At 71.7% G+C, this 24,596-nt stretch carries 28 protein-coding genes and 1 tRNA gene; 8 read left to right on the top strand and 21 right to left on the bottom strand.

The window, feature by feature from the left end:
* Positions 1–969, bottom strand: coding sequence for an aldo/keto reductase (locus tag ACFC1R_RS26610; protein ID WP_375942723.1), 969 nt, complete (start codon positions 967–969; stop codon positions 1–3).
* Between the two features lie 174 nt (positions 970–1,143).
* On the opposite strand from ACFC1R_RS26610, the gene ACFC1R_RS26605 reads away from it, so the two are divergent.
* Positions 1,144–1,344, top strand: a complete 201-nt coding sequence (locus ACFC1R_RS26605; protein ID WP_375942721.1) for a hypothetical protein — start codon at positions 1,144–1,146, stop codon at positions 1,342–1,344.
* Between the two features lie 56 nt (positions 1,345–1,400).
* Here ACFC1R_RS26605 and ACFC1R_RS26600 read toward each other — a convergent pair whose 3' ends face one another.
* Positions 1,401–2,198: an endo alpha-1,4 polygalactosaminidase gene (locus tag ACFC1R_RS26600; protein WP_375942719.1), complete on the bottom strand. Its 798-nt coding sequence runs from the start codon at positions 2,196–2,198 to the stop codon at positions 1,401–1,403.
* A 225-nt stretch (positions 2,199–2,423) separates the two neighbouring features.
* On the opposite strand from ACFC1R_RS26600, the gene ACFC1R_RS26595 reads away from it, so the two are divergent.
* Positions 2,424–3,317, top strand: coding sequence for a tyrosine-protein phosphatase (locus ACFC1R_RS26595; RefSeq protein WP_375942717.1), 894 nt, complete (start codon positions 2,424–2,426; stop codon positions 3,315–3,317).
* 33 nt (positions 3,318–3,350) lie between these two features.
* On the opposite strand, the gene ACFC1R_RS26590 is transcribed toward ACFC1R_RS26595, so the two are convergent.
* The 9 genes from ACFC1R_RS26590 to ACFC1R_RS26550 all read right to left on the bottom strand — a co-directional run bounded on the left by ACFC1R_RS26590 (position 3,351) and on the right by ACFC1R_RS26550 (position 8,483).
* Positions 3,351–4,259, bottom strand: a complete 909-nt coding sequence (locus tag ACFC1R_RS26590) for an RNA polymerase sigma factor SigF (RefSeq protein WP_375942715.1) — start codon at positions 4,257–4,259, stop codon at positions 3,351–3,353.
* A 163-nt stretch (positions 4,260–4,422) separates the two neighbouring features.
* The gene (locus ACFC1R_RS26585) at positions 4,423–5,265 is read right to left on the bottom strand and encodes an RNA polymerase sigma factor SigF (protein WP_375942713.1); all 843 of its coding nucleotides are present in this window, start codon (positions 5,263–5,265) and stop codon (positions 4,423–4,425) included.
* 256 nt (positions 5,266–5,521) lie between these two features.
* A complete protein-coding gene (locus ACFC1R_RS26580) occupies positions 5,522–5,815 on the bottom strand; it encodes a Dabb family protein (RefSeq protein WP_375942711.1) in 294 nt (97 codons plus the stop codon).
* A gap of 84 nt (positions 5,816–5,899) precedes the next feature.
* Positions 5,900–6,088, bottom strand: a complete 189-nt coding sequence (locus ACFC1R_RS26575) for a hypothetical protein (RefSeq protein ID WP_375942709.1) — start codon at positions 6,086–6,088, stop codon at positions 5,900–5,902.
* Positions 6,089–6,531: 443 nt separating this feature from the next.
* Positions 6,532–6,708 carry a hypothetical protein gene (locus ACFC1R_RS26570; RefSeq protein WP_375942707.1) on the bottom strand — a complete coding sequence of 59 codons (177 nt, stop codon included), beginning with the start codon at positions 6,706–6,708 and terminating at the stop codon, positions 6,532–6,534.
* A gap of 118 nt (positions 6,709–6,826) precedes the next feature.
* Positions 6,827–6,916: transfer RNA gene (locus tag ACFC1R_RS26565), tRNA-Ser, on the bottom strand.
* Positions 6,917–6,971: 55 nt separating this feature from the next.
* Positions 6,972–7,469, bottom strand: a complete 498-nt coding sequence (gene tadA / locus ACFC1R_RS26560) for a tRNA adenosine(34) deaminase TadA (protein ID WP_052681972.1) — start codon at positions 7,467–7,469, stop codon at positions 6,972–6,974.
* Between the two features lie 29 nt (positions 7,470–7,498).
* Complete coding sequence (locus tag ACFC1R_RS26555) at positions 7,499–8,023, bottom strand: hypothetical protein (protein ID WP_375942705.1); 525 nt, start codon at positions 8,021–8,023, stop codon at positions 7,499–7,501.
* Positions 8,024–8,279: 256 nt separating this feature from the next.
* Positions 8,280–8,483: a hypothetical protein gene (locus tag ACFC1R_RS26550; RefSeq protein ID WP_375942703.1), complete on the bottom strand. Its 204-nt coding sequence runs from the start codon at positions 8,481–8,483 to the stop codon at positions 8,280–8,282.
* Between the two features lie 117 nt (positions 8,484–8,600).
* On the opposite strand from ACFC1R_RS26550, the gene upp reads away from it, so the two are divergent.
* Positions 8,601–9,236: a uracil phosphoribosyltransferase gene (gene upp, locus ACFC1R_RS26545; RefSeq protein ID WP_045304105.1), complete on the top strand. Its 636-nt coding sequence runs from the start codon at positions 8,601–8,603 to the stop codon at positions 9,234–9,236.
* A gap of 113 nt (positions 9,237–9,349) precedes the next feature.
* On the opposite strand, the gene ACFC1R_RS26540 is transcribed toward upp, so the two are convergent.
* Both ACFC1R_RS26540 and ACFC1R_RS26535 read right to left on the bottom strand, forming a co-directional pair.
* Complete coding sequence (locus ACFC1R_RS26540) at positions 9,350–10,096, bottom strand: LytR C-terminal domain-containing protein (protein WP_375942753.1); 747 nt, start codon at positions 10,094–10,096, stop codon at positions 9,350–9,352.
* A 275-nt stretch (positions 10,097–10,371) separates the two neighbouring features.
* Positions 10,372–10,668: a type II toxin-antitoxin system VapB family antitoxin gene (locus ACFC1R_RS26535; RefSeq protein WP_045304107.1), complete on the bottom strand. Its 297-nt coding sequence runs from the start codon at positions 10,666–10,668 to the stop codon at positions 10,372–10,374.
* Between the two features lie 151 nt (positions 10,669–10,819).
* Here ACFC1R_RS26535 and ACFC1R_RS26530 point away from each other — a divergent pair, with 151 nt between their 5' ends.
* Positions 10,820–12,439: a helicase HerA-like domain-containing protein gene (locus tag ACFC1R_RS26530; RefSeq protein ID WP_375942700.1), complete on the top strand. Its 1,620-nt coding sequence runs from the start codon at positions 10,820–10,822 to the stop codon at positions 12,437–12,439.
* A 227-nt stretch (positions 12,440–12,666) separates the two neighbouring features.
* Here the strand turns inward: ACFC1R_RS26530 and ACFC1R_RS26525 are convergent, their stop codons facing one another.
* The 3 genes from ACFC1R_RS26525 to ACFC1R_RS26515 all read right to left on the bottom strand — a co-directional run bounded on the left by ACFC1R_RS26525 (position 12,667) and on the right by ACFC1R_RS26515 (position 15,339).
* Positions 12,667–13,185: a hypothetical protein gene (locus ACFC1R_RS26525; protein ID WP_375942698.1), complete on the bottom strand. Its 519-nt coding sequence runs from the start codon at positions 13,183–13,185 to the stop codon at positions 12,667–12,669.
* 130 nt (positions 13,186–13,315) lie between these two features.
* Positions 13,316–14,482 carry a hypothetical protein gene (locus ACFC1R_RS26520; protein ID WP_375942696.1) on the bottom strand — a complete coding sequence of 389 codons (1,167 nt, stop codon included), beginning with the start codon at positions 14,480–14,482 and terminating at the stop codon, positions 13,316–13,318.
* A gap of 140 nt (positions 14,483–14,622) precedes the next feature.
* Positions 14,623–15,339 (bottom strand): rhomboid family intramembrane serine protease, encoded by a 717-nt coding sequence (locus ACFC1R_RS26515; RefSeq protein ID WP_375942694.1) that lies wholly within the window; start codon positions 15,337–15,339, stop codon positions 14,623–14,625.
* A gap of 76 nt (positions 15,340–15,415) precedes the next feature.
* Between ACFC1R_RS26515 and ACFC1R_RS26510 the strand changes: the two genes are divergently transcribed.
* Together ACFC1R_RS26510 and pyrB are read left to right on the top strand one after the other, a co-directional pair.
* A complete protein-coding gene (locus ACFC1R_RS26510; protein WP_375942692.1) occupies positions 15,416–15,934 on the top strand; it encodes a YbhB/YbcL family Raf kinase inhibitor-like protein in 519 nt (172 codons plus the stop codon).
* 180 nt (positions 15,935–16,114) lie between these two features.
* Positions 16,115–17,161 (top strand): aspartate carbamoyltransferase, encoded by a 1,047-nt coding sequence (gene pyrB / locus ACFC1R_RS26505; protein ID WP_375942690.1) that lies wholly within the window; start codon positions 16,115–16,117, stop codon positions 17,159–17,161.
* Positions 17,162–17,204: 43 nt separating this feature from the next.
* Here the strand turns inward: pyrB and ACFC1R_RS26500 are convergent, their stop codons facing one another.
* Positions 17,205–17,945: a nucleotidyl transferase AbiEii/AbiGii toxin family protein gene (locus ACFC1R_RS26500; RefSeq protein WP_375942688.1), complete on the bottom strand. Its 741-nt coding sequence runs from the start codon at positions 17,943–17,945 to the stop codon at positions 17,205–17,207.
* A 38-nt stretch (positions 17,946–17,983) separates the two neighbouring features.
* On the opposite strand from ACFC1R_RS26500, the gene ACFC1R_RS26495 reads away from it, so the two are divergent.
* Entirely contained in the window at positions 17,984–18,196 is a 213-nt protein-coding gene (locus ACFC1R_RS26495; RefSeq protein ID WP_375942686.1) for a KTSC domain-containing protein, read from the top strand.
* 10 nt (positions 18,197–18,206) lie between these two features.
* Here ACFC1R_RS26495 and ACFC1R_RS26490 read toward each other — a convergent pair whose 3' ends face one another.
* Positions 18,207–18,839, bottom strand: coding sequence for an HhH-GPD-type base excision DNA repair protein (locus ACFC1R_RS26490; protein ID WP_375942684.1), 633 nt, complete (start codon positions 18,837–18,839; stop codon positions 18,207–18,209).
* Positions 18,840–19,043: 204 nt separating this feature from the next.
* Here ACFC1R_RS26490 and ACFC1R_RS26485 point away from each other — a divergent pair, with 204 nt between their 5' ends.
* Positions 19,044–21,059 (top strand): transglycosylase domain-containing protein, encoded by a 2,016-nt coding sequence (locus tag ACFC1R_RS26485; protein WP_375942682.1) that lies wholly within the window; start codon positions 19,044–19,046, stop codon positions 21,057–21,059.
* 76 nt (positions 21,060–21,135) lie between these two features.
* On the opposite strand, the gene ACFC1R_RS26480 is transcribed toward ACFC1R_RS26485, so the two are convergent.
* The 3 genes from ACFC1R_RS26480 to ACFC1R_RS26470 form a co-directional block, all read right to left on the bottom strand.
* A complete protein-coding gene (locus tag ACFC1R_RS26480) occupies positions 21,136–22,350 on the bottom strand; it encodes a hypothetical protein (protein WP_375942681.1) in 1,215 nt (404 codons plus the stop codon).
* Between the two features lie 220 nt (positions 22,351–22,570).
* Positions 22,571–23,392, bottom strand: coding sequence for a TIGR03943 family putative permease subunit (locus tag ACFC1R_RS26475; RefSeq protein WP_375942679.1), 822 nt, complete (start codon positions 23,390–23,392; stop codon positions 22,571–22,573).
* On the bottom strand, positions 23,377–24,444 hold the full coding sequence (locus ACFC1R_RS26470; protein WP_375942677.1) for a permease: 1,068 nt from the start codon (positions 24,442–24,444) through the stop codon (positions 23,377–23,379). Before ACFC1R_RS26470 ends, ACFC1R_RS26475 begins: the two co-directional genes overlap by 16 nt.
* Positions 24,445–24,596: the final 152 nt, after the last annotated feature.

The following is a 24,596-nucleotide window of genomic DNA, read 5'->3' as shown; positions in this document are numbered from 1 at the left end:
TCAGGCGGAGACGGAGTCCAGCAGGGCGAGCTGCTCCGCCGTCAGCCGCAGCCGCGCCGCCGCCAGCAGCGGGGGCAACTGCTCGACCGTACGCGCGCTGGCGATCGGCGCGGCGACGGTCGGCTGCGCGGAGAGCCAGGCCAGCGCGACGGAGGCGAGCTCGGCGCCGTGCGCCTCGGCCACCTGGTCCAGGGCCGCCAGCACCTTGGGCCCGCGCGGGTCCTCCAGGTAGCGGGCTGCGCCCTGGGCGCGGGCGCTCTCCACCGCGCCGCCGTCCAGCCGGTACTTGCCGGTGAGGAAGCCCGAGGCGAGCGCGTAGTACGGGACCGAGGAGAGGCCGTGCGCGGCGACCACGTCGGCGAGCGGGCCCTCGTAGGTGGACCGGGAGACCAGGTTGTAGTGCGGCTGGACGGCGACGTACGAGGCCAGACCCTCGCGGGCGGAGAACTCCAGCGCCTCGGCCAGCCGCTCGGCGCTGATGTTGGAGGCGGCGATCTCGCGGACCTTGCCCTCGCGGACCAGTTCGTCGAGCGCGGTGACGAACTCCTCGACCGGGGTCTGCGGGTCGTCGCGGTGGGTGTAGAGCAGGTCGATCCGCTCGACGCCGAGCCGGCGCAGCGACTGCTCGGTGGCGGCCTTGATGGTGGACGCCTTCAGGCCGCTGGCATCCGGGTGCTGGCCCACCTTGGTGGCGATCACGATGTCCTCGCGGTTGCCCCGGCTGCGCAGCCAGTTGCCGATGATGGCCTCCGACTCGCCGCCGGTGTTGCCGGGCACCCAGGCGGAGTAGACGTCGGCGGTGTCGACGAAGTTGCCGCCACCGGCCGTGTAGGCGTCGAGCACGGCGAACGAGTGGGCCTCGTCCGCAGTCCAGCCGAACACGTTGCCGCCGAGCGACAGCGGGGACACGGTCAGGTCCGACGTGCCGAGGGTCACCCTGTGGGGAGCGTCACTGTGATTGTCGGTCATGACCGGATTCAACCCGATCCGCGCGCGATGGCGTTCCAACCCGGCCAAGTCTTCACGAGCTTGTCGTACGCGTGTTGTGCGAGCGGCCGTCAGCGCCCGCCCCGGGGGCCGGCCCGCTCACTCCCCGGGGTCCGGGGTGTCCTTCGGCCGCACGGGTTGGCTAGAGTCCCTGCCATGGCTGACAACGACTACGACCCCGCCGGTAGCACCCAGATGTTCCGGGCGTTCGTGGAGGAGACCCCCGCTCCCCAGGCCCCGGGTTCCGTGTCCACCTACGGCAGCGCCTCCAACAGCAACCGTACCGGTCTGATCATCGGCATCGCCGTGGTGGCAGTCGCCGTGGTCGCCGCAGTGATCTGGCTCGCCGTCAAGTAACCGCACCCGCCGTCGGGCAGGTACGACGGCTCATCACCCATGCCTGGCGGCCGGCCTCAGCAGGGCCGCCGCCAGGCATCCAGCTTCAGGTGCTTGGCCATCGAGCTGAAGCCCAGTGCCTTGGTCCGGCGGCAGAACTGCGCCGTCGTCAGGTTGTACTCGACGTGCAGCACCGGCTTGCCGGCCTTGACGAACGGGGTCAGCCGCGCGCACTCGTCGAACTCGGCGCACTGCTCGTTCACCGCGAAGTCGAACTGCCCCACCAGCTGCGGGACCTGCTCCAGGTCGTTCTTCAGCGCCACCGCCAGCCCGCGCTCGTGCGCCAGGGCGGCGATCATCCGGTTGTAGCGGAGCTGGTCGGCGCCGGTCAGCGGGAAGCCGGTCCGGTTGGTGTAGCCGTCCAGCAGGTCGGGCTCGACCGCGTCGAAACCCTTCTTCCGGCACATGTCGAAGCGCGCTGCCATCAGCGGCTTCAGCACGTCGATCCGCCGGATGTCCAGCCATCGCTCGCCGCTCCAGCCGTTGCCGAGTCCCCGGACCGCCGTCGGGAAGGCCTTGGCGTCCGGGCGGAAGTCCTCCCAGGCCCCCGAGTTGACGTAGCAGACCGCCTTGCGGCCCTTGGCGTGCAGCGAGGCCACCACGGCGGCGCCGTTCTCGAAGCCGTCGATGTCGTACACGGGCACGTTCACCGACTGGTCCACCGTGCCGTCGAGCTGCCACTGCCACTGCACACCCACCGGCGGCTGCCAGCGTCGCACCGCCGCTTCCGCCTCGCTCCCGCCGCCCGCCACCAGCAGGCTCGCCGCCACGGCGAGCACGGTGAGGACGGCCTGGTGCACCGGACGACGACGCATCGCAGGACCCCCTCGGACGGCTTGGCGCGGCAGTGGACGGGAGCCCGGCGGACCCCGCGCACGGCACGGCCCGCTCCCCCCGAAGAGGCACGCTACAGCCCGGTGCTCCCCGGCCGCCGCCCAATACACTGATCAGGTCGTACGAATTTTCGTACCCCGTCCCCGCCGACCATCGCCCGCTCTCGTACCACCCGTCCGTGCGACCGTGCCCCTGGAGGACACCCCGTGACCCAGCAGACCACCGAGACCGCCCGCAGCCTCGGCCTCAAGGGGGCGGCCAACGCCCGCGACCTCGGTGGCTACCGGACCGGGGACGGCCGCACCGTCCGCCACGGCGTCGCGCTGCGCGCCGACGCCATGAACCGGACCACCGAGCAGGACCAGGCGGTCCTGGCCGCCAGCGGCCTGCGCAGAGTCGTCGACCTGCGCAGCCCGGACGAGGTCCGCGAGGCCGGCGCCGACCGGATCATCGGCCTGGCCGTCGCCGAGCTCGACGGCAGCGGCGATGCCGCGCTGCTCGCCCCGATACCCTCGGCCCAAGCGGGCGGCCCGACCCTGCACCACGTGCCGATCTTCGCCGCCGACTTCGACATCTACATCGCCATGCGCGAGGCCCTCGCCGACCGCGACGCCGACCGGCAGCGCGCCCTCCTCGGCGACGGCAAGGCCGAGCAGATGATGATCGGCCTCTACCGCTGGTTCGTCACCTCTCCCGTCGCCCGGGAGCGCTTCGCCACCGTGCTGCGCCTGCTCGCCGCCCCCGACGGCGTGCCGATGCTCTTCCACTGCTCGGCCGGCAAGGACCGCACCGGCTGGGTCGCCGCCCTGGCGCTCACCGCCCTCGGCGTCGACCGCGAGACGGTCTTCGAGGACTACCTGCTCACCAACGAGCGCTCCGCCGCGCTGATCGAGCACATCGTGGACAGCTTCGGCACCCGCGGCCTGATGAAGGAGCCCAGCCTGCTGCTCCCGGTCTTCCTGGCCGAGCGCACCTACCTGGAGACCGCCTTCGCCGAGGTCGAGGCCGGCTGGGCGTCCTTCGAGGACTTCTGGCGGGACGGTCTGGGACTCGACGACGACGTCCTGGACGGGCTGCGCCGCAACCTCCTGACCGACTGACCCGCCGACCGGCGCACCGCCGTGCCGGGCCGGTCAGCTCTCGCTGATCAGCCCGGCGCGAAGCTGCGTCAGCGTCTTGGTCAGCAGCCGGGAGACGTGCATCTGGGAGATCCCGATCTCCTCGCCGATCTGGGACTGCGTCAGATTGCCGAAGAACCGCAGCATGATGATCCGCCGCTCCCGCGGCGGCAGCTTGGCGAGCAGCGGCTTGAGCGACTCGCGGTACTCGACCCCCTCCAGCGCCAGGTCCTCGTAGCCGAGCCGGTCCGCCAGCGGGCCCTCGCCCTCGTCCTCGCCGGGCGTCGAGTCCAGCGAACTCGCGGTGTACGCGTTCCCCACCGCCAGGCCCTCGACCACGTCCTCCTCGCTGACGCCGAGGAAGACGGCCAGCTCGGCCACGGTGGGGGAGCGGTCGAGCTTCTGGGAGAGCTCGTCGCCGGCCTTGGTCAGCGCCAGCCGCAGCTCCTGCAGGCGCCTGGGCACCCGGACCGACCAGCTGGTGTCCCGGAAGAACCGCTTGATCTCGCCGACCACCGTCGGCATCGCGAAGGTCGGGAACTCCACCCCGCGCTCCGGGTCGAACCGGTCGATCGCCTTGATCAGGCCGATGGTGCCGACCTGGACGATGTCCTCCATCGGCTCGTTGCGGCTGCGGAACCGCGCCGAGGCGTACCGCACCAGCGGCAGGTTGAGCTCGATCAGGGTGTCCCGGACGTAGGTGTGCTCGTCGCTGCCCGGCTCCAGGCCGGCCAGCCGGTGGAACAGCGAACGGGAGAGCGTCCGGGTGTCCAGCGCCCTGCTCTCGGGCGCGGCGGACACCGACTCCGGCGCCGGCTCGGATGTGACCGCCTCGGGCACCTGCGGCGTATGGCTCTGTTGCACGGGAAACTCGGCGACCGTCGTCGTGCCCTGGATCTCGGCAGCGCCCAGCTCTGCGGACATGCACCCACCCCCTCGTGACTGACTGTACAACGGGCGCTACCGAGCGGCAGTTCCCGGCTGGGCGGCCCTCCAGCTCCATACCGGAACACGTGTCTCGGCAAACCCGACCGTCGCAAGATGTCACGCCGCAGTAACGCGCAGCAACCCCCCGGCCGGGATCGGTTCACTCCTCCCAGGAGTTTCCGGTCCTCAGCCGGGTCAGGATTCTCGACAGTAGCCGGGAGACGTGCATCTGGGACATGCCGAGCTCGGTGGAGATCTGGGACTGCGTCAGATTGGCGAAGAATCGCAGCATGATGATCCGCCGCTCCCGCTCGGGGAGTTGGACCAGCAGGTGGCGGACCATGTCCCGGTGCTCGACATCGGCCAGCGCGGAGTCCTCGTAGCCGAGCCGGTCCAGCAGGGCCAGGCCGCCCTCGTGCTCCTGCGCGGCCTCCAGCGAGGCGGCGTTGTAGGCCCGCCCGGCGTCCAGGCAGGCCCGGACGTCCTCCTCGGGGATGCGCAGGTTGGCGGCGATCTCGGGCACCTTGGGCGCCCGGCCGTGCACCACCGTCAGCTCCTCCATGGCGCCGCTGACCTGGACCCACAGCTCCTGCAGGCGGCGCGGCACGTGCATGGTGCGGACGTTGTCCCGAAAGTAGCGCTTGATCTCGCCGAGGATGGTCGGCAGCGCGTACGTCGGGAACTGCACCCCCCGGGTCGGGTCGAACCGGTCGATCGCGTTGATCAGGCCGATGGTGCCGACCTGGACGATGTCCTCCATTGGCTCGTTGCGGCTGCGGAACCGGGTCGCGGCGTAGCGCACCAGGGGGACGTTGATCTCGATCAGTGCGGCCCGCACCCGCTCCCGCTCCGGCGCGTCCGGCGACAGTTCGGTCAGCCGCTCGAACAGGACCCGGGTCAGCGTCCTGACGTCGACCGAGCTGCGCCCGGCGCCCGGTCGGCCACCGGAGGGGCCTGGTGGCCCTTCCTCGCCGGCCTCCGGCGCGCTGTCCTGGGTCCGCACGGAACGTCACCCCTCCCTTGATCGGCTATTCCGGTCCGAGCCACTGCCGTGCGGTCCTTGGGTCGTCCTCACCACCTCGCCAGGTCCGGCAAAACCGGTCATAGCATCACAAGTCGTGCACAGTCCGGGCAAGCACCGCATTCAGGCGTGTTGGCGGATTGTTGCCCGGAGTACCCGCACGCAGAGGCCCCCGGGCTCATCGGGAGCCAGGGGGCCTGTGGATCGTGCGGGTACGACCGGACGTGCTGTCGGCGCGTCAGACCTCGATGTCGGCGATCACCCAGGTGGCGAACTCGCGCCACAGCGCGGCCGCGGCCTGGTGCGCCTCGTGGGTGAGGTAGGCCTGCAGGGCGTCGTGGTCCGCGACCAGGCTGTTGATCGCGTAGTCGAACGCGATGTCGCGCTCGGTGATGTTCCAGCCGCACTGCCACTCGCGCAGCTCGGGGATCAGCGTGCCGAGCCCCTCGAAGGCCTTGGCGCCGGCGAGGACGCGCTCGTCGTCCTTGCTGACGCCGTCGTTGAGCTTGAAGAGGACCAGGTGCCGGATCACAGTGCCGCTCCTAGCGGTCGGGGGTGGGGCGAACCCCGCCACCGTATCCGCCGTGGATCCGGGGCGGCCCGGCCGGGGCGCCGGTCAGTTCACCAGCCCCGTCATGAACGTCCCCACCGCCTTGGCGGCGTCCGAGATCCCCACGAACCCCGACTGCACCAGCTCCGCCACCCTGGTGGGTGACGTGATGATCGTGTAGACCACGAAGATGAGCAGGAGGTACATGCCGATCTTCTTCGCCTGCGCCATAGCCCCGGCCTGCCTCCCTGCCATGGGCCGCCGGCCCTTCCCCGGGCGCCCCTCCGCTGCTGTTCGGCAGCTTATCCACCGGACGGCCGATCGGGTGAGTGGCGCGTTCACCCGACGGGACGAAGGTCCCGGCGACAGGGGTCTTTCTCCGGATGCCCCTGTCCGGTCCGTGCAGCACGATGGACGGTGTACCGAGGGTCTGGCAGGAATCCGAGGTACATGGATCCGGAGCTCCCCGCTGTGGGACCGGGCGCCGCGGCTTCCCCCCGACGCGGTACCGGTTGTGGGACCTCCGCCGGGGGAGCGGCCTCGCCCCCCTGGAGACCGCTCCCCCTCCGAGAGACCGGTACCGGTCGCGAGAACGGCTCCGCACTCCCCGGGTCATGGTGGTACGTGCCCGGCGGGTGCGGAGCCGTTCTCGTGCCGTCCTCGGCCGGTCCGGCCGGCTCGGGTGTCGACGGGGCCGCTCAGGCGTTGGGGACGCCCTGGCCGTGCACCTGGTCCCAGGCCTCGGAAACGTAGCGCTCGCGCTCGATCAGGCTCAGCGAGGGGAAGTACTCCTTGAGTCGCTCCACCACGACCTGCTCGGGCTCGTTGCACTCGTGCAGCAGGAATGCGGCCTTGTGAACGATCTGGCTCTCCATAGCGGGTTCCTCCCGTGTGCACGCCCGCCCTGTGCCGACGATGCGGGGATCAGCATAGATCCCCTGCATGTATGACAAAGGGCCCGGACTGTCACAGTCCAGACCCTTTGTCACTTCATGGCGGTAGCGGTGGGATTCGAACCCACGGTGGAGTTGCCCCCACACACGCTTTCGAGGCGTGCTCCTTTGGCCGCTCGGACACGCTACCGAGGGGAACTCTACCGGACGGTCCCGGCGGGAACGAAATCCGTACCCCGGATCCCTCAGCGCTGGGTGTCGAAGAAGGCGCGCAGCTGCTCGGCGCAGTCCTCGGCGAGGACGCCCCAGATGACCTCGGGGCGGTGGTTGAGGCGGCGGTCGCGGACCACGTCGAAGAGCGAACCGGTCGCCCCGGCCTTCTCGTCCAGGGCCCCGTAGACCACCCGGTCGAGCCGGGAGAGCACGATGGCGCCCGCGCACATGGTGCAGGGCTCCAGGGTGACCACCAGCGTGCAACCGCTCAGCCGCCACTCCCCGACCTGCTCGGCGGCCTGCCGGATCGCCACCATCTCGGCGTGTGCGGTCGGATCGCCGATCGCCTCGCGCTCGTTGTGCCCGCGCCCGATGACCGTCCCGTCGGGTCCGAACACGAGCGCCCCGACCGGTACGTCGCCGGTGGCGGTGGCCAGTGCGGCCTCGGCGATGGCGAGGCGCATCCGGTCCGTCCAGCGGTCGCGTACCGGGTCGGGGCGTACGGGGGCCGGGAGAGGAGCGATCTGCATGGCACCAGTGTCGGACACCGGCGGTACGGTTACCGCACCGCCTCCAGGACCTCGCCGCAGCCGAGCGCCTCGGCGATCTCGGACAGCGCGTCGCCGGGAACGGCGCCCTCGCCGCTGAGGCCGAGCAGCTCGCCGGAGGCGATCCCGAGGTCGGCCAGCAGCTCGCAGTCGCCGAGCGGGCCGACCGGCACCCCGCCGGATCCCGCGGTGCCCTGGTCGTCGTCCTCCTCTTCCTCCTGGCTCGTGGCCTCGCTCTGGGCGCCCTCGTCGTCCAGCTCCGCCACCAGGGTGTCGAAGTCGTCGTCGAAGTCGCTGTCGCCGACCCGGTCCACCAGCTCGTCGGTGAGCACCGAGCCGTACGAGCTGCGGGCCGCGGCGGCGCCGTCGGAGACGAAGATCCGGGGGTCGTCCTCGCCGTCCACCCGGATGACGGCGAACCACGCGTCTTCCTGTTCGATGAAGACCAGGACGCTGTCGTCGTCCTGGGCGGCCTCGCGGGCCAGGTCGGCCAGATCGGCCAGGGTCTCGACCTCGTCTAGTTCTGTCTCGCTCACATCCCACCCGCCATCGGTGCGAGCAAGCACTGCAGCGAAGTACGCCACCGGGGACACTCCCAAGATTGGTCTCGGCTGTAGGCGATCTCGGGCGAACGCGGCCTGGCCGCCCCCGCGCCAGAGGCGGTCCGCTGTTCGGACCGTCCCTCCGGCATCGTGACAGAAAGGCCGCCGCTGCGGGGGGTGTTCGGCAGCGCGTCTTCGCAGGTCGTGTCGGAATGGTCGGCCGGAGGCCGAGCGATCGGAGCAGTCTCCGTCAGATCCGGAAGGTTCGCATCCGCATGGCTTCGCGCATCCGGCGCTCCTTCGTGCGCCGGGGCTGCACCCGCTCGCGCAGCTCGCGTGCCTCGGCGAGCTCGCGCAGGAAGACGGCGCGCCGTCTACGACGCTCCGACGGGGTCTCGGGGGCGGCCTTGGACTCGTCTGTCGAGCCGGGCCCGGTCTCCGGGTTGCTCTTCATACGGTCCGACCTTCCCAGAAGTGTTCGGTTGATACCACGGGAAAGGTCTCGGTTCGGACATTGATGGTGCTTTGTGGCGGGTCGTACGTATGTGCCGAAGCCCGTTATCGTCGGACCATGCGTCTCCACGTCGTCGACCACCCGCTGGTCGCCCACAAGCTCTCCACCCTGCGCGACGAGCGCACCGACTCCCCGACCTTCCGGCGGCTGACCGACGAGCTGGTCACCCTGCTCGCCTACGAGGCCACCCGGGACGTCCGTACCGACCAGGTGGAGATCACCACCCCGGTCGCCGTCACCACCGGCACCCGGCTGAGCTACCCGCGACCGCTGGTGGTGCCGATCCTGCGCGCCGGGCTCGGCATGCTGGACGGCATGACCCGGCTGCTGCCGACCGCCGAGGTCGGCTTCCTCGGCATGGTCCGCAACGAGGAGACCCTGGAGGCGTCCACCTACGCCACCCGGATGCCGGACGACCTCTCCGGCCGCCAGGTCTACGTCCTCGACCCGATGCTGGCCACCGGCGGCACGCTGGTCGCGGCGATCCGGATGCTGATCGACCGGGGCGCCACCGATGTCACCGCCGTGGTGCTGCTGGCCGCGCCGGAGGGCGTCGAGGTCATGGAGAAGGAGCTGGCCGGCCTGCCCGTCACCGTGGTGACGGCCGCCGTCGACGAGCGCCTCAACGAGAACGGCTACATCGTGCCGGGCCTCGGCGACGCGGGCGACCGCCTCTACGGCACGGCGGGCTGAGTCCTCCGCCGGCGTCCTGCGCCGGCCGGAAGACCGCTGCCGCACCGAATCGCGAAGGGCCGGTCGCACCACCCCACGGGGGTGGTGCGACCGGCCCTCGGCCGTACGGTCGGTCAGCAGCTGCCCTGGGACGGAGCCGGGGAGGGCTTGGTCGCGGCCTCCAGGGCGGCGGCGGCCTGGGCCGGCTCCAGCAGGGCGGCGTAGGTGTCGCCGATGACGAAGTCGACGGTGGCGTCGGTCCGGCTGTCCGTGGTGGCGGTGGAACCGGCGGCCTGGGCGCCGAGCAGGGTGGCCGCGCCCATCCCCGCCGGGCCGCTGATCACCTCGATGGTGCCGGGCAGCTTCTTGTCCAGCGCGGTCGGCGCGTTGCCGACCTTGCCGATGGTGAAGCCGCGCTTCTTCAGCTCGTCCGCCGTGCGGGCGGCCAAGCCGGACTTGTCGGTGGCGTTGTAGACGTTCACCGTGACGGCCTGCGGCTGCGGGACGGCGGTACTGGTCGCGGCGGGGCTCGCCGGGCTGCTCGCGGGACTCGCGGCCGCGCCCGAGGGGGAGCCGGAGGCGGCGGGGGAGCCCGAGGCGGCGGGCGAACCGGAAGCGGCGGGCGAACCGGAGGCGGCCGGTGCGGCGAGGGCCTTCCCGTTCGCCGAGGGCGAGGCACAGGCCTGGGCGGCGGCCGACTTGTTCTTACCGGTGAAGATCCCCACCAGCTGGACGCCGCCGAGCGCGATCAGGGCGAGCGCGAGCACCGCACCGATCACGGCCAGTACCTTGCGGCTCTTGCGGGGCGGACGCCCGAGGCGGGGGTAGGAGTTACCGGTGATCCGGTACTGCTTCCCCTTCAACCCCTGCGGAGTCAACATGCTCACAGTCAGTCTCCCCCTCGTGCCAGGGCAGGCTCGTTGAATGGGTGCGGCCGGCGACGGATCCGTACTCCGCAGATTAGTGCCAGAGTCGCTGCCAAGTACTAAATGATCATCATCTGGAGTACGAGGGCACTCGAAAGGATGTACCGGGGCCCTGAGCGCTCGCCACCTGCGGATGACCGATGATCAGGACGCGCGTGAGCGCCGTTCGGTTCGCGTCCGATTCCCGGACGCTGACGGGGTCGGCCGGGGTCGGCCGAGGCCGGTCGGGGTCAGTCCATTTCGAGCACGCGGGCGTGCAGCACCTGGCGCTGCTGCAGGGCGGCCCGCACCGCACGGTGCAGCCCGTCCTCCAGGTAGAGGTCGCCACGCCACTTCACCACGTGGGCGAACAGGTCCCCGTAGAAGGTGGAGTCCTCGGCCAGCAGGGTTTCGAGGTCCAGCTGCCCCTTGGTGGTCACCAGCTGGTCCAGCCGCACCGGACGCGGCGCGACGTCCGCCCACTGGCGGGTGCTGATCCGGCCGTGATCCGGGTACGGCCGTCCGTTGCCGATGCGCTTGAAGATCACACGGAAAGCCTACCGTCACGCCGCCCGGGGGCGCAGCAAGCGCGGCGCGGCCCTGCGGGCCGGACTGGGAGGGGATTTGATGGGATATGCCGTTTTTGTCGTCTCCGCTGTCGTCTTTTCGTCGCTCCGTGCCGCCCGGGAGGCCGCAGACATGACTGCAGAGAACCCGTCCGCCGTCGGGTCGTCCGCTGCGGGGTCGTCCGCCGCCGGGGCGTCCGGTCCGCCCGCCGAGGTCCGGCAGATCGCCGACGGCTACGCCTTCACCGGGCCCGCCCTCGACCTCGGCGCGGTGCTCCAGGGCGCTACCGCGTACCCCGGGGCCCAGGTCAGGATCCCGCTCGCGGTGCTCAACCGGCACGGGCTGGTCGCGGGCGCGACCGGGACCGGCAAGACCAAGACCCTCCAGCTGATCGCCGAGCAGCTCTCGGCCCAGGGCGTCCCGGTCTTCCTCGCCGACGTCAAGGGGGACGTCTCCGGCATCGGCGCCCCCGGTGTCCCGAGCGGGCGGGTGACCGGACGGGCCGCCGAGGTCGGACAGGACTGGACCCCGCGGGGCTGTCCCACCGAGTTCTACTCGCTCGGCGGTCAGGGTGCGGGCATCCCCGTCCGGGCCACCGTCACCAGCTTCGGCCCGCTGCTGCTCGCCAAGGTCCTCGACCTGAACGAGACCCAGGAGGCCTCGCTCGGGCTGGTCTTCCACTACGCCGACCGGAACGGCCTCGAACTGTACGACCTCAAGGACCTCACCGCCGTGATCGGCTTCCTCACCTCGCCCGAGGGCAAGGAGCAGCTGAGGAGCATCGGCGGACTCTCCGCCGCCACGGCGGGGGTCATCCTGCGTTCGCTCACCGTGCTGGACAACGAGGGCGCGGGCGCCTTCTTCGGGGAGCCGGAGTTCGACACCGCCGAGCTGCTGCGGACGGCGGGCGACGGCCGGGGCACGGTCTCGGTGCTGGAGCTTCCGGCGGTGCAGGACCGGCCCCGACTGTTCTCCACCTTCCTGATGTGGCTGCTGGCCGACCTCTACCAGGAGCTGCCCAAGGTCGGCGACCTCGACCAGCCGAAGCTGGTCTTCTTCTTCGACGAGGCGCACCTGCTCTTCAAGGGCGCCTCGAAGGCCTTCCTGGAGGCGATCACCCAGACCGTGCGGCTGATCAGGTCGAAGGGCATCGGGATCTTCTTCGTGACGCAGACCCCGAGGGACGTCCCGGCCGACGTGCTGGCCCAGCTCGGCAACCGGGTGCAGCACGCACTGCGCGCCTTCACCCCCGACGACGCCAAGGCGCTCAAGGCGACCGTCTCCACCTTCCCCAGGTCCTCGTACGACCTTGCCGAGGTGCTCACCCAGCTGGGGACGGGCGAGGCCGTGGTGACCGTGCTCTCCGAGAAGGGGGCGCCGACGCCGGTCGCGGCCACCCGGCTGCGGGCGCCGCAGTCGCTGATGGGTCCGATCGACGCCGCCGTACTGCGGGCGGCGGTGGACGCCTCCCCGCTGACCGCGCGCTACCGGGACGCGGTCGACCGGGAGTCGGCGTACGAGAAGCTGGCGGCCCGGGCCGAGCAGGCCCGGCGGGAAGCCCGGCCGCCGGCGGAGCCCGGGCCGGCCCCGGAGCGGCGGCGGGAACCGGCCGGGCGGCCGCAGGAGGTCGGGGGACTGCTCGGGGCGCTGCTCAGCAACCCGACGGTGAAGTCACTGGCACGCTCGGCCGGCACCCAGCTGGGGCGGGAGATCTCACGCAGCATCTTCGGCACCTCGAAACGGCGCAGATAGCGCGGATGCGGCGGACAGGGCCGACGGGCGGACGGGGCCGACCTGCGGACGGGGACGGGCGAAGGTGACGGTCCTCCAGGCCGGAGGCCGGGGAGGGGCGAGAGCTGCCGGCCTGCGACGCCGCCCCGTGCGCCGGCCGGTCCGGGTGCGGGGCCGGGGCACGGCAGCGCCCGGGTGCCGTGGTGGGCACCCGGGCGGCGGGAGGCTCAGGGGGCGGGGCTCTGGGATCAGGCGGTGAGCTTGCCGGCCTCGACCAGGGCGCGCAGGGCGGTCTTCTGGGTGTAGACGAGCAGGCCGACGGTCACGGCGGCCATCACCACGGCGAACAGGACGTGCACCAGGGCCGAGGTGAGGGCCACGCCGATCACGCCGAGCAGGACGTGGCTGCCGATGCGCAGGCCGAGCAGCAGGAAGGCGACCTTGCGGGTGCCCTTGCCGCGCCAGAGCATCTTCGCCAGCTTGAGCCGCTTGCGCATCATGGTGAGCGAGACGGTGATGTTGACCGCGAGCAGGACCACCAGCGCGGGCCAGGCCGAGGGGAAGGCGTGCAGGATGTCGTACGCGCCGGCCAGGACGCCCTCGAAGCCGAAGAACCAGGCGGGCAGCCGCATCTCGGCGACGGTCGGCAGCGGCTCGGCGGCGGGCAGCGGCTCGGCGGACGCGGGGTCGGCGGACGCGGGCTCGGCGGCGGTGGCGGACTGCTCGGCGTCGGTCTGCGGCAGGGCGGTGACGGCGGTGCTGCTCATGGTGTGGTCCCCCGGGGCTGTGATCCCGGCCTCGCGTCGTTCGCCCCGCCGGTGACCATGATTCTGCCGTCCGGCGGGCGGCGTGCGACAGGCCGCCGGATCACCGGATCGGCATGACGGATGTCACGGGTCAGCCGTGCAGGGCCCGGCCGATCCGGTCCATCGAGGACAGGCGCATCAGCCCGTAGTTGTAGAACTCGACCTCGGGGACACCGAGTTCACGCAGTGTGTCGATCTTTGCGGCGAGGTTGGCCGGGCCGTCGCAGTCCTCGGCCATCGGGCGGAGGATCACCGCCATGGATTCGGGCCGCACTCCGTGCAGAGCGAACGCGGCGACCTTCTCGCGGACGGCCTCCGGGGTCCTCGCGTAGCCGAGCGTCTCGATCTGGTGCGCCGCCCCGGCGAGGGCGGGCAGATCGATCCCCGACAGCCAGCCCCTTCCCGGGCCGGCGGCGTCCATGAAGCTCAGCCGCATGCCGTGCCGGTCCGCCGCCTCGGCCACCTCGGCGGCCAGCGAGGTGACCGAGCGGGCGGCCGCGTCGAGGTAGGCCGCCAGGGCGCCGTCGGCCAGCCGGTCCAGCGCGGCGGGCTCGGCGGCCCGGCGCTCGTCCGCGAGCCGGCCGCGCAGCTCGTCCTGCACGACCCGCCGGACCTCGGCCGCCGGAACGCCCGCCGAGGCCGCGGCGGCCCGGCAGTGCGGGCAGAAGCAGATGCCGAGCAGCGCCTCCGCGACCGGCCCCAGCTCCTCGAAGTACCGCTCGTGGTGGTAGCCGTGGCGCAGGCCGTGGAAGTGCAGCGACTCGGCGCGGATCGCCTCCACGCCGTACCGGGCGAACTCGGCCACCAGGGTGGTGGCGTACTCGCGGACCTCCGGGTTGGCCGGGCACAGCTCGGTCAGGTGGCGGTCGCCGAAGGCGTTGGCCGGAGCGGTGTCCGGGTGGCTGAAGCCGAGGTGGTCGTTGTGGCAGAAGACCGTCCAGGCGTGCAGCTTGAGGCCGCGCCGCTGCGCCTGTTCGGCGGCCTCGGCGAACGGGTCGCGCTCGCCGATCGCGGCGGAGGGGGTGGGGGCGAGCCGCCGTCCGGCCCAGCGGGCCGGGTCCGGGCGGAAGTACGCGGCGCCGGGCTCCAGGTAGCGGACCACCCGGCGCGGGTTGTGCGGGAAGACGTCGCGGGCCTGGTGGTAGACCGAGGCGAGGGTGACGCCGCCGACCTGGGCCCGGTCGGTGAGGTTGCCGAAGAAGGTGTCGGCGCCCTCGTCGATCAGATCGGTGGCGAAGGCGAGGACGGACGACTGCACGGGGCGGCTCCGGGCGGACGGTGCGGTGCGGACGGGCTGTCACGCTAGCCGGGTGGTCGGGTATTGGTCTATACCTGATGGGCGCCCGGCGTGTCCGGCCCGTCCGGGGTGTCCCGGCCGCCGGGAGCGTCAGGGGCGGCTCACAGGCCCAGGTCGTCGAGCTCCTTGAGCAGCCGGGCGCGGTCCGGGTCGGCGCTCGGGGCAGGTGCGCCGGGCGCGGCTCCGGTGGCGGGCGTGGCGGCGGCCGGGGCTGCGGCGCGGTCGCGGCCCCGGTCGCGGAAGATCCAGGCGCCCGCCAGGCCGCCGACCAGGCCGCCCAGGTGGCCCAGCCAGCTGACGCCCGGGGTGCCGGGCACGGCGGTGGTGAGGATGTAGGCGAAGGAGGCGCCCATCACCAGGCCGATCAGGGAGTCGATCAGGTTGCGGTCGAACAGACCGCGCAGGACGACGTAGCCGAAGTAGCCGAAGATCACCCCGCTGGCGCCGACCGTCACCACGTGGGCGCGCTCGAACACCCAGACCGCCGCGCCGCTGGTCAGTGCGACCAGCAGGGTGAGCGCGAGGAACTTCTTCACACCGCGGTACGCGGCGAGGAAGCCGAAGACGAAGAGCGGGCCGGAATTGCCCTCCAGGTGCTGCCAGTTGACGTGCAGGAAGGGGGCGACGAGGATGTCGGCGAGGCGGCCCGGGCGCTGGGCCACGATGCCGTAGTCGACGGTGAGCCGGTAGTCGTCGGCCCAGTTGGCGATCTGTATCACCCAGACCGCGCAGAGCAGGGCGAACATCACGAAGAACGCCCGCCGCGCTTCGGCGATCATCCGGGCGGGGTCGAGTGCAGGGGAGCTGTCCGTGGCCATGCCTCCGACTCTACGGGCGCCTCCTACACTGCTGCGTGGTTGATCCACTGCCCCGCCGGTCGAAGAAGGTGCTGCGATGAGCGTCCGCCCGCCCCTGCCGTACGAATTCCTGCCCCAGGTCCCGTCGTTCGAGCTGACCAGCCGTGACCTGACGGACGGTGACACGCTCGCCGACGCCTTCGTCTACTCCGGTGGCAACCAGTCGCCGCAGCTCTCCTGGTCCGGTGCCCCCGCCGGGACCCTGAGCTACGCCGTCACCTGCTACGACCCCGACGCGCCGACCGGCAGCGGCTGGTGGCACTGGCTGGCCGTGAACCTGCCCGCCGACACCACCGAACTCCCGCGCGGTGCCGGTGCCTCCGACGACACCCTGCCCGGCAAGGCGTCCTTCCACGGCCGCAACGACTTCCCCGGCCACAAGTACGACGGTGCGGCCCCGCCGCCCGGCCCGGCCCACCGGTACGTCTTCGCGGTCCACGCGCTGGACGTCCCGACCCTCGACGTCACCCCGGACACCCCGGCGTCGGCGATCGGTTTCAACATCACCTTCCACACCGTCGCGCGGGCCCTGATCACCGGGGAGTACGCCTCCTGAGGCCGCCGCCCGGCCGCCCCGGATTCCGTATTCGCCATTCGGAATTCGAATTCGGGGCGGCCGGGAATTCGACCGGCCCCGGATATCGGAATCCGCGGGAAGTGCTCGGCAGTGTCCGGGCAGGTCCGGCGAAGTAGACTGTCGGCGCCGAGCAGCACTACCGAGGAAGTCACAGCCGCCATGTCACTGACCGGGAAGCACATTCTGTCCAGCGATCTCTTCGATCGGGACGAACTGGAGCGGCTCTTCGAACTCGCCGACGCCCTGGTTCCGGTGGCCCGGGGCGAGCAGGTGACCCGGGTGCTGGAGGGCGCGGTGATGGCCAGCCTGTTCTTCGAGGCGAGCACCCGCACCCGGCTGAGCTGCGAGACCGCGTTCCTGCGGCTCGGCGGCGCCGTGACCAGCACCACCGGCTCCGAGGTGACCTCGATCTCCAAGGGCGAGTCGCTGGCCGACACCGCCCGGGTGGTCAGCGGCTACTGCGACCTGGTGGTCATGCGGCACCCCGAGGTCAGCTCGATCCACGAGTTCGCGGCGGCCACCAACGTCCCGCTGATCAACGCGGGCAACGGCGCCGGTGAGCACCCGACCCAGGCACTGCTCGACATGTTCACCCTGCACCGCGAGTTCGGCCGCCTCGGCAAGAGCATGGACGGCCGCCGGATCGCCCTGGTCGGCGACCTGCGCCACGGCCGTACCGTGCACTCCCTGATGAAGCTGCTCTCCCGCTACGAGAACCTGACCATCGCCTGCGTCTCCCCGGCCGAGCTGCGGATGCCGGCGGAACTGGTCGAACTGGCCGTGCGCCGGGGCCATCGGGTCGAGGAGACCGAGCAGCCGGGCAGCGGCCTCAAGGACGCCGACCTGGTCTACGCGACCCGGCTGCAGACCGAGCGTTTCGCGGACAAGCCGCTCCCCTACAGCGACGAGTTCCGGATCGACCGCGAGCTGGTCGACCGGGTCTGCCTCGACGACACGGTGATCATGCACCCGCTGCCGCGCGACAGCCGTCCGGGCGCCAACGACCTGAGCACCGACCTGAACCAGGACCCGCGGCTGGCGATCTTCCGGCAGACCGACGCCGGTATCCCGATGCGGATGGCGCTGTTCGCCTCGGTGCTCGGCGTGGACCAGCAGGTGCGTACGGCGATGCGTCCCTCGACCTGGTACCGCCCCGAGTACATCGGGCCCGACGACGCCCCGTTCTACCGGAACTCCGGTCGCTGACGGGCGGGTTCGAAGCGGGCCCGGGCACGGGAGCGGGGCGGGATCAGCCCGGCTCGGCCGTCGGATCACCGGCGGTCGTGCCGCCCCCGCCGCCCCCGCCGCCCTGGTCGTCCTCGTCGTCCTGGGGCGGGGCCTGTTCCATGAGGCGTTCGGCGATGTCGTCGACCCAGGACTGCGCCCAGGCGCGCAGCCCGGCCCGGTCGTCCTCGCCGAGGCCGTACGCCGCGAACTCGCGGTCGTCGATCCACTCCGCCCTGGCGAGCCGGGCCTGCAGCTCGGTGAGGTCGAACTCGCCCCGGGCGTGCCGGCGTCCGAGCTCCTCCAGCTCGGGGTGGCTCCACCGGTCCGCGGCCGCGTGCACGTCGATCAGGTCGCGGGCCAGGCCCCGGTCGGCCAGCGCGCGGACCCTGGTGCCGACCACGTCCTCGAGCGCCAGCACCGGGCCGTACCCGGTCTGCACCACAGGGCGCCAGAACACCTCCTTGAGCAGCTCGATCTCGCTGCCCTCCGCGCTCACCGGGTCCGACACGGAGAGCCGGGCCGACACCGTGCCGCACTCCAGCTGTCGCACCGTCCACCCGCACCCGGCCAGCCCCGCGCCGAGCTCCGCCGCGATCTCCGCCATCGGCACCGGGCTCTCGGTGGCCACCCCCAGGGCCTGCGCCGGACGCTCGACCAGTCCGTGCACCTGGACCGCGCAGCCGCCGCCGAGCGCGAACGCGTACGGTGCGCCGACCGCCAACACGTCGGAGAGCAGCAGCTCGTGCACCGGGCTGAGCCTCATGCCGTGCGCTCCGCGGGGAGCGGGCACAGGATGGAGGGGTGATACGCGATCATGTCGTTTCCTCATGTCTCCGGTCGGTCGGTCACGACGCTGAGGCGGACGTGCTGGAGATCGAGTTCGTGAGCGGTGCCGTCTACCGGTACACGGCGGTGCCCCGGCGGGTCCACCGGGAACTGCTCGAGGCGTCCAGCCTGGGCGGCTACTTCAACCGGGAGATCCGGGGCCGCTACGCGTACCGGAAGTCGGCCTGACCCGACCGGGTCACGCCTTCTTCCGGGCGGTGGCCGAGGTCCCCGCGATGGTCTTCTTCGCGGCCGGGGCCTCCTTGGCCTCCCGCTTGGCCTGCTGCTTGTGGGCACGGACCTTGTCCAGCGACTCCGGTCCGGTGATGTCCGCCACCGAGCGGTAGCTGCCGGCCTCCCCGTACGGGCCCGCGGCCTCGCGCCAGCCGTCCGGCGTCACACCGAACTGCTTGCCCAGCAGGGCGAGGAAGATCCGGGCCTTCTGCCGGCCGAAGCCGGGCAGTGCGGTGAGCCGGTCGAGCAGTTCCCGGCCGGACGCCGCATCGCGCCAGACGGCCTCCGCGTCACCGCCGTAGTGCTCCACCAGGTACCGGCAGAGCTGCTGGACCCGCTTGGCCATCGACCCCGGATAGCGGTGCACGGCGGGCTTCGCGGAGAGCAGGGCGGTGAAGGCCTCCGGGTCGTACGCGGCGATCCGGTGCGGGTCCAGGTCGTCCTCGCCGAGCCGCTGCGCGATCGTGTACGGGCCGGAGAACGCCCATTCCATGGGGACCTGCTGGTCCAGCAGCATCCCGACCAGTGCGGCGAGCGGGCTGCGGCCGAGCAGTTCGTCGGCCTCGGGCTGCTGCGCGAGCCGAATGGTGTTGTTCATGCCCGCGATTCTCCCCGCCCCGGCCTGCCCGCCCCCGCTCAACACGCGACCCCGCCGGACGCCCGGACGCCGGATCCGGTTCCGCCGTGCGGAACTCCGCAGTATGACGGTCATCACACCTGTGCCGGGTAACCGAGGTGCGGTCCTCATCACGTCCCTCTAATAGGGGGAGCCTGTCCCCACGAGCGAATCGGAGACCGGACTGTGCGTGCTCACCCAGGTGGCGGGACCGAGGAGGAGAAGCCCGGACGGCGGGGGCGGCGGCCGAGGCGGCCGGACTACCCGCGCCGGGGCCGGAGCGGGGTCCGCCGCTGGCTGCCGTCGTGGCGGCAGGTGCTCCTGCTGCTGGCCGCCGGGCTCGCCGTGCTGACCGGGTTCCTGACCTGGTTCTACGTGACCACCCAGGTGCCGGACGACCTGAACTCCTTCGCCACCCAGCAGAACAACGTCTACTACTGGGCCGACGGCACCGAGATGGCGCGCATCGGGGAGGTCAACCGGCAGGAGGTCCCGCTCGGCCAGGTCCCCGAGTCGGTGCAGTGGGCCGTCCTGGCCGCCGAGAACGAGACGTTCTACTCGGATCCCGGAGTCTCCTTCACGGGCATCGGCCGCGCGGTATACCGGATGGGTTCGGGCGGCGACACCCAGGGCGGTTCGACCATCACCCAGCAGTACGTCAAGAACATCTACCTGAACCAGCGCCAGGACATCTCCCGCAAGCTCAGCGAGATCGTCATAGCGGTCAAGCTGGACCAGCGGATGAGCAAGCCGGACATCCTCGCCGGCTACCTGAACACCAGCTGGTTCGGACGCGGCAGCTACGGCATCGAGCGGGCCGCCGCGGCGTACTACGGCAAGGACGTCTCGCAGCTCAACCCGAGCGAAGGGGCCTTCCTGGCGGCCCTGCTGAAGGGTGCGGGGCAGTTCGATCCGACGATCAGCCCGGAGAACCACCAGCGGGCCGTGGATCGGTGGTCCTGGATCCTGAACCGGATGGTGAAGGTCGGGAAGCTCTCCCCGGCCGAGCGCGCCAAGTACACGGTGTTCCCGGAGCCCAAGCCGGCGCCGAAGTCGGCCGGGATGAGCGGCCAGGTCGGGTACCTGGTGGACATGGCCAGGGCCTACGTGGAGAGCCACACCGACATCACGGCCGCCCAGTTCGACCTCGGTGGCCACCAGATCTACACCACCTTCGAGAAGCCGAAGGTCGCCGCGCTGAACGCCGCCGTGCAGGACGCCACCAAGAACATCGACCCCGATCAGCGCGCCGTCGACCAGTTCGTCCGGGTCGGTGCCGCCTCGGTCGCGCCCGACGGGCGGATAGTCGCGCTCTACGGCGGCCCCGACTACCTCAAACAGGGCTTCAACAACGCCAACACCTCCGCCGTGCCGATCGGTTCGGCCTTCACCCCGCTGGTGTACGCTGCCGGGCTCGGCCAGGGTGTGCAGCGCGAGCGCGAGCGCGACGGCAGCCGGAGCCCGGTGCTCCCGACCACCACCTACAACGGCAACGACGGCGTGAACGTGATGACCCCGGAGGGGCCGTACTGGGGGCGGGACGGGAAGATCGTGAAGACCGCCAACGACCCCAAGCGGGACTGGGGTTCGATCAGCCTGCGGACCGCCGTCGAACAGTCCGTCAACGGGCCGATGATGCAGCTCGGCATGGACGTCGGCCTGGACCGGGTGCAGAAGACCGCCACCGACCTGGGCCTGCTGCCGGACAGCATGGGGGAGATGGTGCCCGCCTACGCGGTCGGCAACTCGACCCCGAGCGCGGTCAGGGCCGCCGACGCCTACGCGGCCTTCGACGCCGGCGGCCGGCACACGGACCCGTACTCGGTGCTCAAGATCACCCGGAACGGCGCACCGATCGCGCTGCGCCTGCCGGCCGCCGCCCAGGCGCTCACGCCGAAGGTCGCCGGTGACGTCGACGCGGCGCTCAAGGGCGCGGTCCGTACCGGGAGCGCCAAGGCGGCCGCCGCGGCCGGTCCCGGCACGGCCGGGAAGCCCGGGACCAACCCGGACCGCACCGCGGGCTGGTTCGTCGGCTACAACGACCGGCTGTCCACCGCCGTCACGCTCTTCCGGACGGACCTGAAGGACCTGAAGCTGCTCTCGCTGGAGGGGGTCGGCGGCGCGAGCTCCGACACCCCGGACTCCGCGCTGCCGACCCAGGTCTGGACCTCGTACATGAAGGCGGTCGGCAGCGGGCGGTGACCGCAGGCGAACAGCCCCTGCCCGGAGGGAGACCTCCGGGCAGGGGCTGTTCGGGTAACGGCCGTGCCGGCAGCGGCTACTTGGTGAGGCGGGACCAGTCGGCGGGCTGACCCGGGTCCAGCTGGCGCATCTTGTCGAGCACCTTCGGGTCCTGCGCGTCCAGCCAGTCGGCGAGCTGGCGGAAGGACACGCAGCGGACGCCGTCCCGCTTGCAGACGCTCTTCATCACGTCCTCGATGGCCTGCATGTAGATGCCGCCGTTCCAGGTCTCGAAGTGGTTCCCGATGAAGAGCGGTGCCCGGCTGCCGTTGTAGACCCGCTCGAAGCCGTTGAGGTAGCCGTCGCGGGTCTCCTTCTCCCAGGCGGCGTACTTCTTCGGGTCGCCCTGGGTGTTGTCACCGGACTGGTTGGCGAGGAAGTTGAAGTCCATCGACAGGACCTGGACCGGCTTGTTGGGGTAGGGCAGCAGCTGGAGCGGGAAGTTCCAGATGCCGTCCTTCTTCGTGGGCCAGACCTGGAGTTCGCCCGGCGAGCTGGCGTCGTAGCGCCAGCCCGCCGCCTTCTCGGCCGGGAGCAGGGTCTTCTGGCCCTCCAGGCAGGGGGCGCGGCCGCCGACCAGCTCCTTGGTGTAGTCGAAGGGCAGCGGGGGGATGTCCTTGAAGCCGGTGTTGGTCTTCCAGTTGGTCACGAAGGAGACCGCCTGGTCGAGCTCGCTCTGCCACTCCTGGGTGCTCCAGTCGCCGCCGCCCTTGGCGCCGCAGAAGTGGCCGTTGAAGTGGGTGCCGATCTCGTCCCCGTCCAGCCACGCCTGGCGCACCTGCTCCAGGGTGTCCTTGATGTGGGCGTCCGTGGGGAAGTCGATGGCGGCACTGCCGACGTCGTGCTGCGGCGGGTGGTAGAGCGCGCGCTTGGAGTTCGGCACCACGTAGATGCCGCTCAGGAAGAACGTCATCTGGGCGTTGTTCTGCTCGCCCAGTTCGCGGAAGCGGGAGAACAGGTGGTCGTCGTTCTCCAGCGCGCCGTCCCAGGAGAACACCACGAACTGCGGCGGCTTCTCACCGGGCTTCAGCTTCTCGGGTTTGGGCTGCTTGGGCTGCGGCCCGGTCTCGGAGGTCGAACCGTCGCCGAGCACCTTCACCTTGCCGTCCCAGGAGGGCGACGGGCTCGGGACGCCGGACGGGGTCGCTCCCGGGGTGGCCTCCGGGTTCGGGGAAGCCGCATCCGCCGCGGTCGGTCTGTCCTGTGAGCCGGAGCCTCCTGTGGCCAGGGCAAGGGCCGCTACGACCCCCACTGCAAGCAGGATGGCCGCGCCGCGAGCAGTCCGCACCGTCGTCGCCCCCGTTTCCCCGAATAACGGTCAGATGATGTTCTGAAATTCAGTCTTACAGTGGGATTATGAGAACCCTTCGACCATTATGTGTCGAGGTGGCAACAGGGGGACGTGCGGGAGGGGGCCGGCGGACGTACGGACGGGCGTGCGGACGGCATGCGGGTGGGTGTACGTGTGCAGGTCATTCGTACGGATCCCGTGGTTCCGGAATTCGGGTCACCTGGGCCGCCGTCAGTGCCGGGATCGTGTCGTCCTGGGCCGTCTGACCGTCCGGCTGCCAGACGCCGACCACCTCCACCCAACTGCCGGGCGGCGGGACCTGGGTGGTCGCGGCGCCGCCCCGGATCTCCACCTTGGAGGTCAGCGCGTCGGCGGCGCAGCAGCTGATGGTCAGCCTGGTCAGGTACCAGCCGCCGCCCTTCCTGGACGTGGCGAACCCGACGAGCTTCACCCGGCGGCCGCGCAGCGGCGCGGCGGTGTCCCAGACCGCGCGGACGTCGAACGAGGCCAGCGTCATGCTCAGCGGGTCCCCGGCGGGCAGCGGCGGGAACGTCGGCTCGGTACCGGCGGGCTTGACCGTGGTGCTCTCCGACCGCTGTGCGGTGTACGAGCCCAGGGCCGGGGGCGCGACCAGCACGATGGCCAGCACCGGGAGCGTCAGCAGCCAGGCGATCCGGGGGCCGCCGTGGTGGCTGTGGCCGTGGTGGTCGTGGCCGTGGTGGTCGTCGGGGGCCGCCTGGTGGTCGGGATGGTCGGGGCGGCTGCTCTCCGCGGGGCCGGGGCCGAAGCCGCCGCCCGGGCTGGTGCGCAGGGCCCGTACGGTCGCGACCGCGCTCGCCACGCCGAGCAGCACCAGCACCACCCCGGTCGCGACCAGGTACGGCTGCAGTGCCGCCCGGACGTACCTGAGGTAGCTGTCGCTGAAGAGCGAGATGCGCAGCAGCGCGGTACCCAGCAGCACCAGCAGGATCGCCTGGACCTCGCGCCTCACAGCAGCCACCATCCGAGCAGGGTCGAGGCCGCCACCGCGACCAGGAAGGTGGCGGCCGAGAAGCGCCACGCGAACGCCCGCCCGAAGGTGCCCGCCTGGAGGGCGATCAGTTTGGTGTCCACCATCGGGCCCACCACCATGAAGGCCAGCCGGGCGGCGGGTGGGAAGACGCTCAGACTGGCGGCGACGAAGGCGTCCGCCTCCGAGCAGACCGCCAGCACCACCGCGAGCAGCGCGAGGACCAGGACGGACACCCCGGGCACGCCTGCCGCACCCTTCAGCACGTCGCGGGGGACCAGCACGTTGAGGGTGGCTGCCGTGATCCCGCCGATCACCAGGAACCCGCCCGCGTGCAGCAGGTCGTGCTCCAGGGTCGAGCGGAACACCGCGAACCGGCCGGACCCCGACGGCACTTCCCGCCGGGTCCGGGGCCGGAGCCACTCCGGCCGTCCGAACCGGGCCCAGAGCAGCCCCATGACCACCGCCGTCGCCAGCGAGGCGAGGAACCGGGCCAGCACCATCTCCGGATGCCCCCGGAAGGCGACCGCGGTCGCGGCGAGCACCACCGGGTTGATCGCGGGCGAGGAGAGCAGGAAGGCCAGCGCCGCCGCCGGGGCCACTCCGCGGGCGATCAGCCGGTCCGCCACCGGCACCGAGGCGCACTCGCAGCCCGGCAGCACCACTCCGGCCACGCCCGCGACCGGCACCGCGAGCAGCGGGTTGCGCGGCAGGGCCCGTTGCAGGAACGAGGCCGGGACGAAGGCCGCGATGACGGCCGACAGCACCGTGCCGAACAGCAGGAACGGCAGCGCCTGGACGCAGATCGCGACGAACACCGTGGTCCACGCCTGCAGCCACGGAGGTCCCGTCCAGCCGCCCGAGAGCCGCTGCGCGAGCAGCAGTCCCGCCAGCCCGACGACCATCAGCTCCAGCGAGCCGACGCGCCGTCCGCCGCCCGCCGCCCGCGGTGCGGACCCGCCCTCGGGCGGGTGCTCGGGCGGGTGCCCGGGCGGGTGCCCGGGCGCGACGGTCGGATCGGCAGCTCGGCTGTCCGGGGTAAGCACGCGCCGAGTGTAGAGGGGGAGTCCTCACGGCGATCGGCGGGGCTGCGGTGCGACGTCAGCCGTGCAGGTCCAGGGGCGGGAGACGGGTGCGGGGTGCACGGGGACGGGGTGCGCGGGGGCCCGCCCGGACGGAACTCCGGCCCGTCGGCAGT

This window comes from Kitasatospora sp. NPDC056138 (genome assembly GCF_042264695.1).
GTDB lineage: Bacteria > Actinomycetota > Actinomycetes > Streptomycetales > Streptomycetaceae > Kitasatospora.
This window is presented reverse-complemented; position numbering and strand designations above follow the sequence as displayed.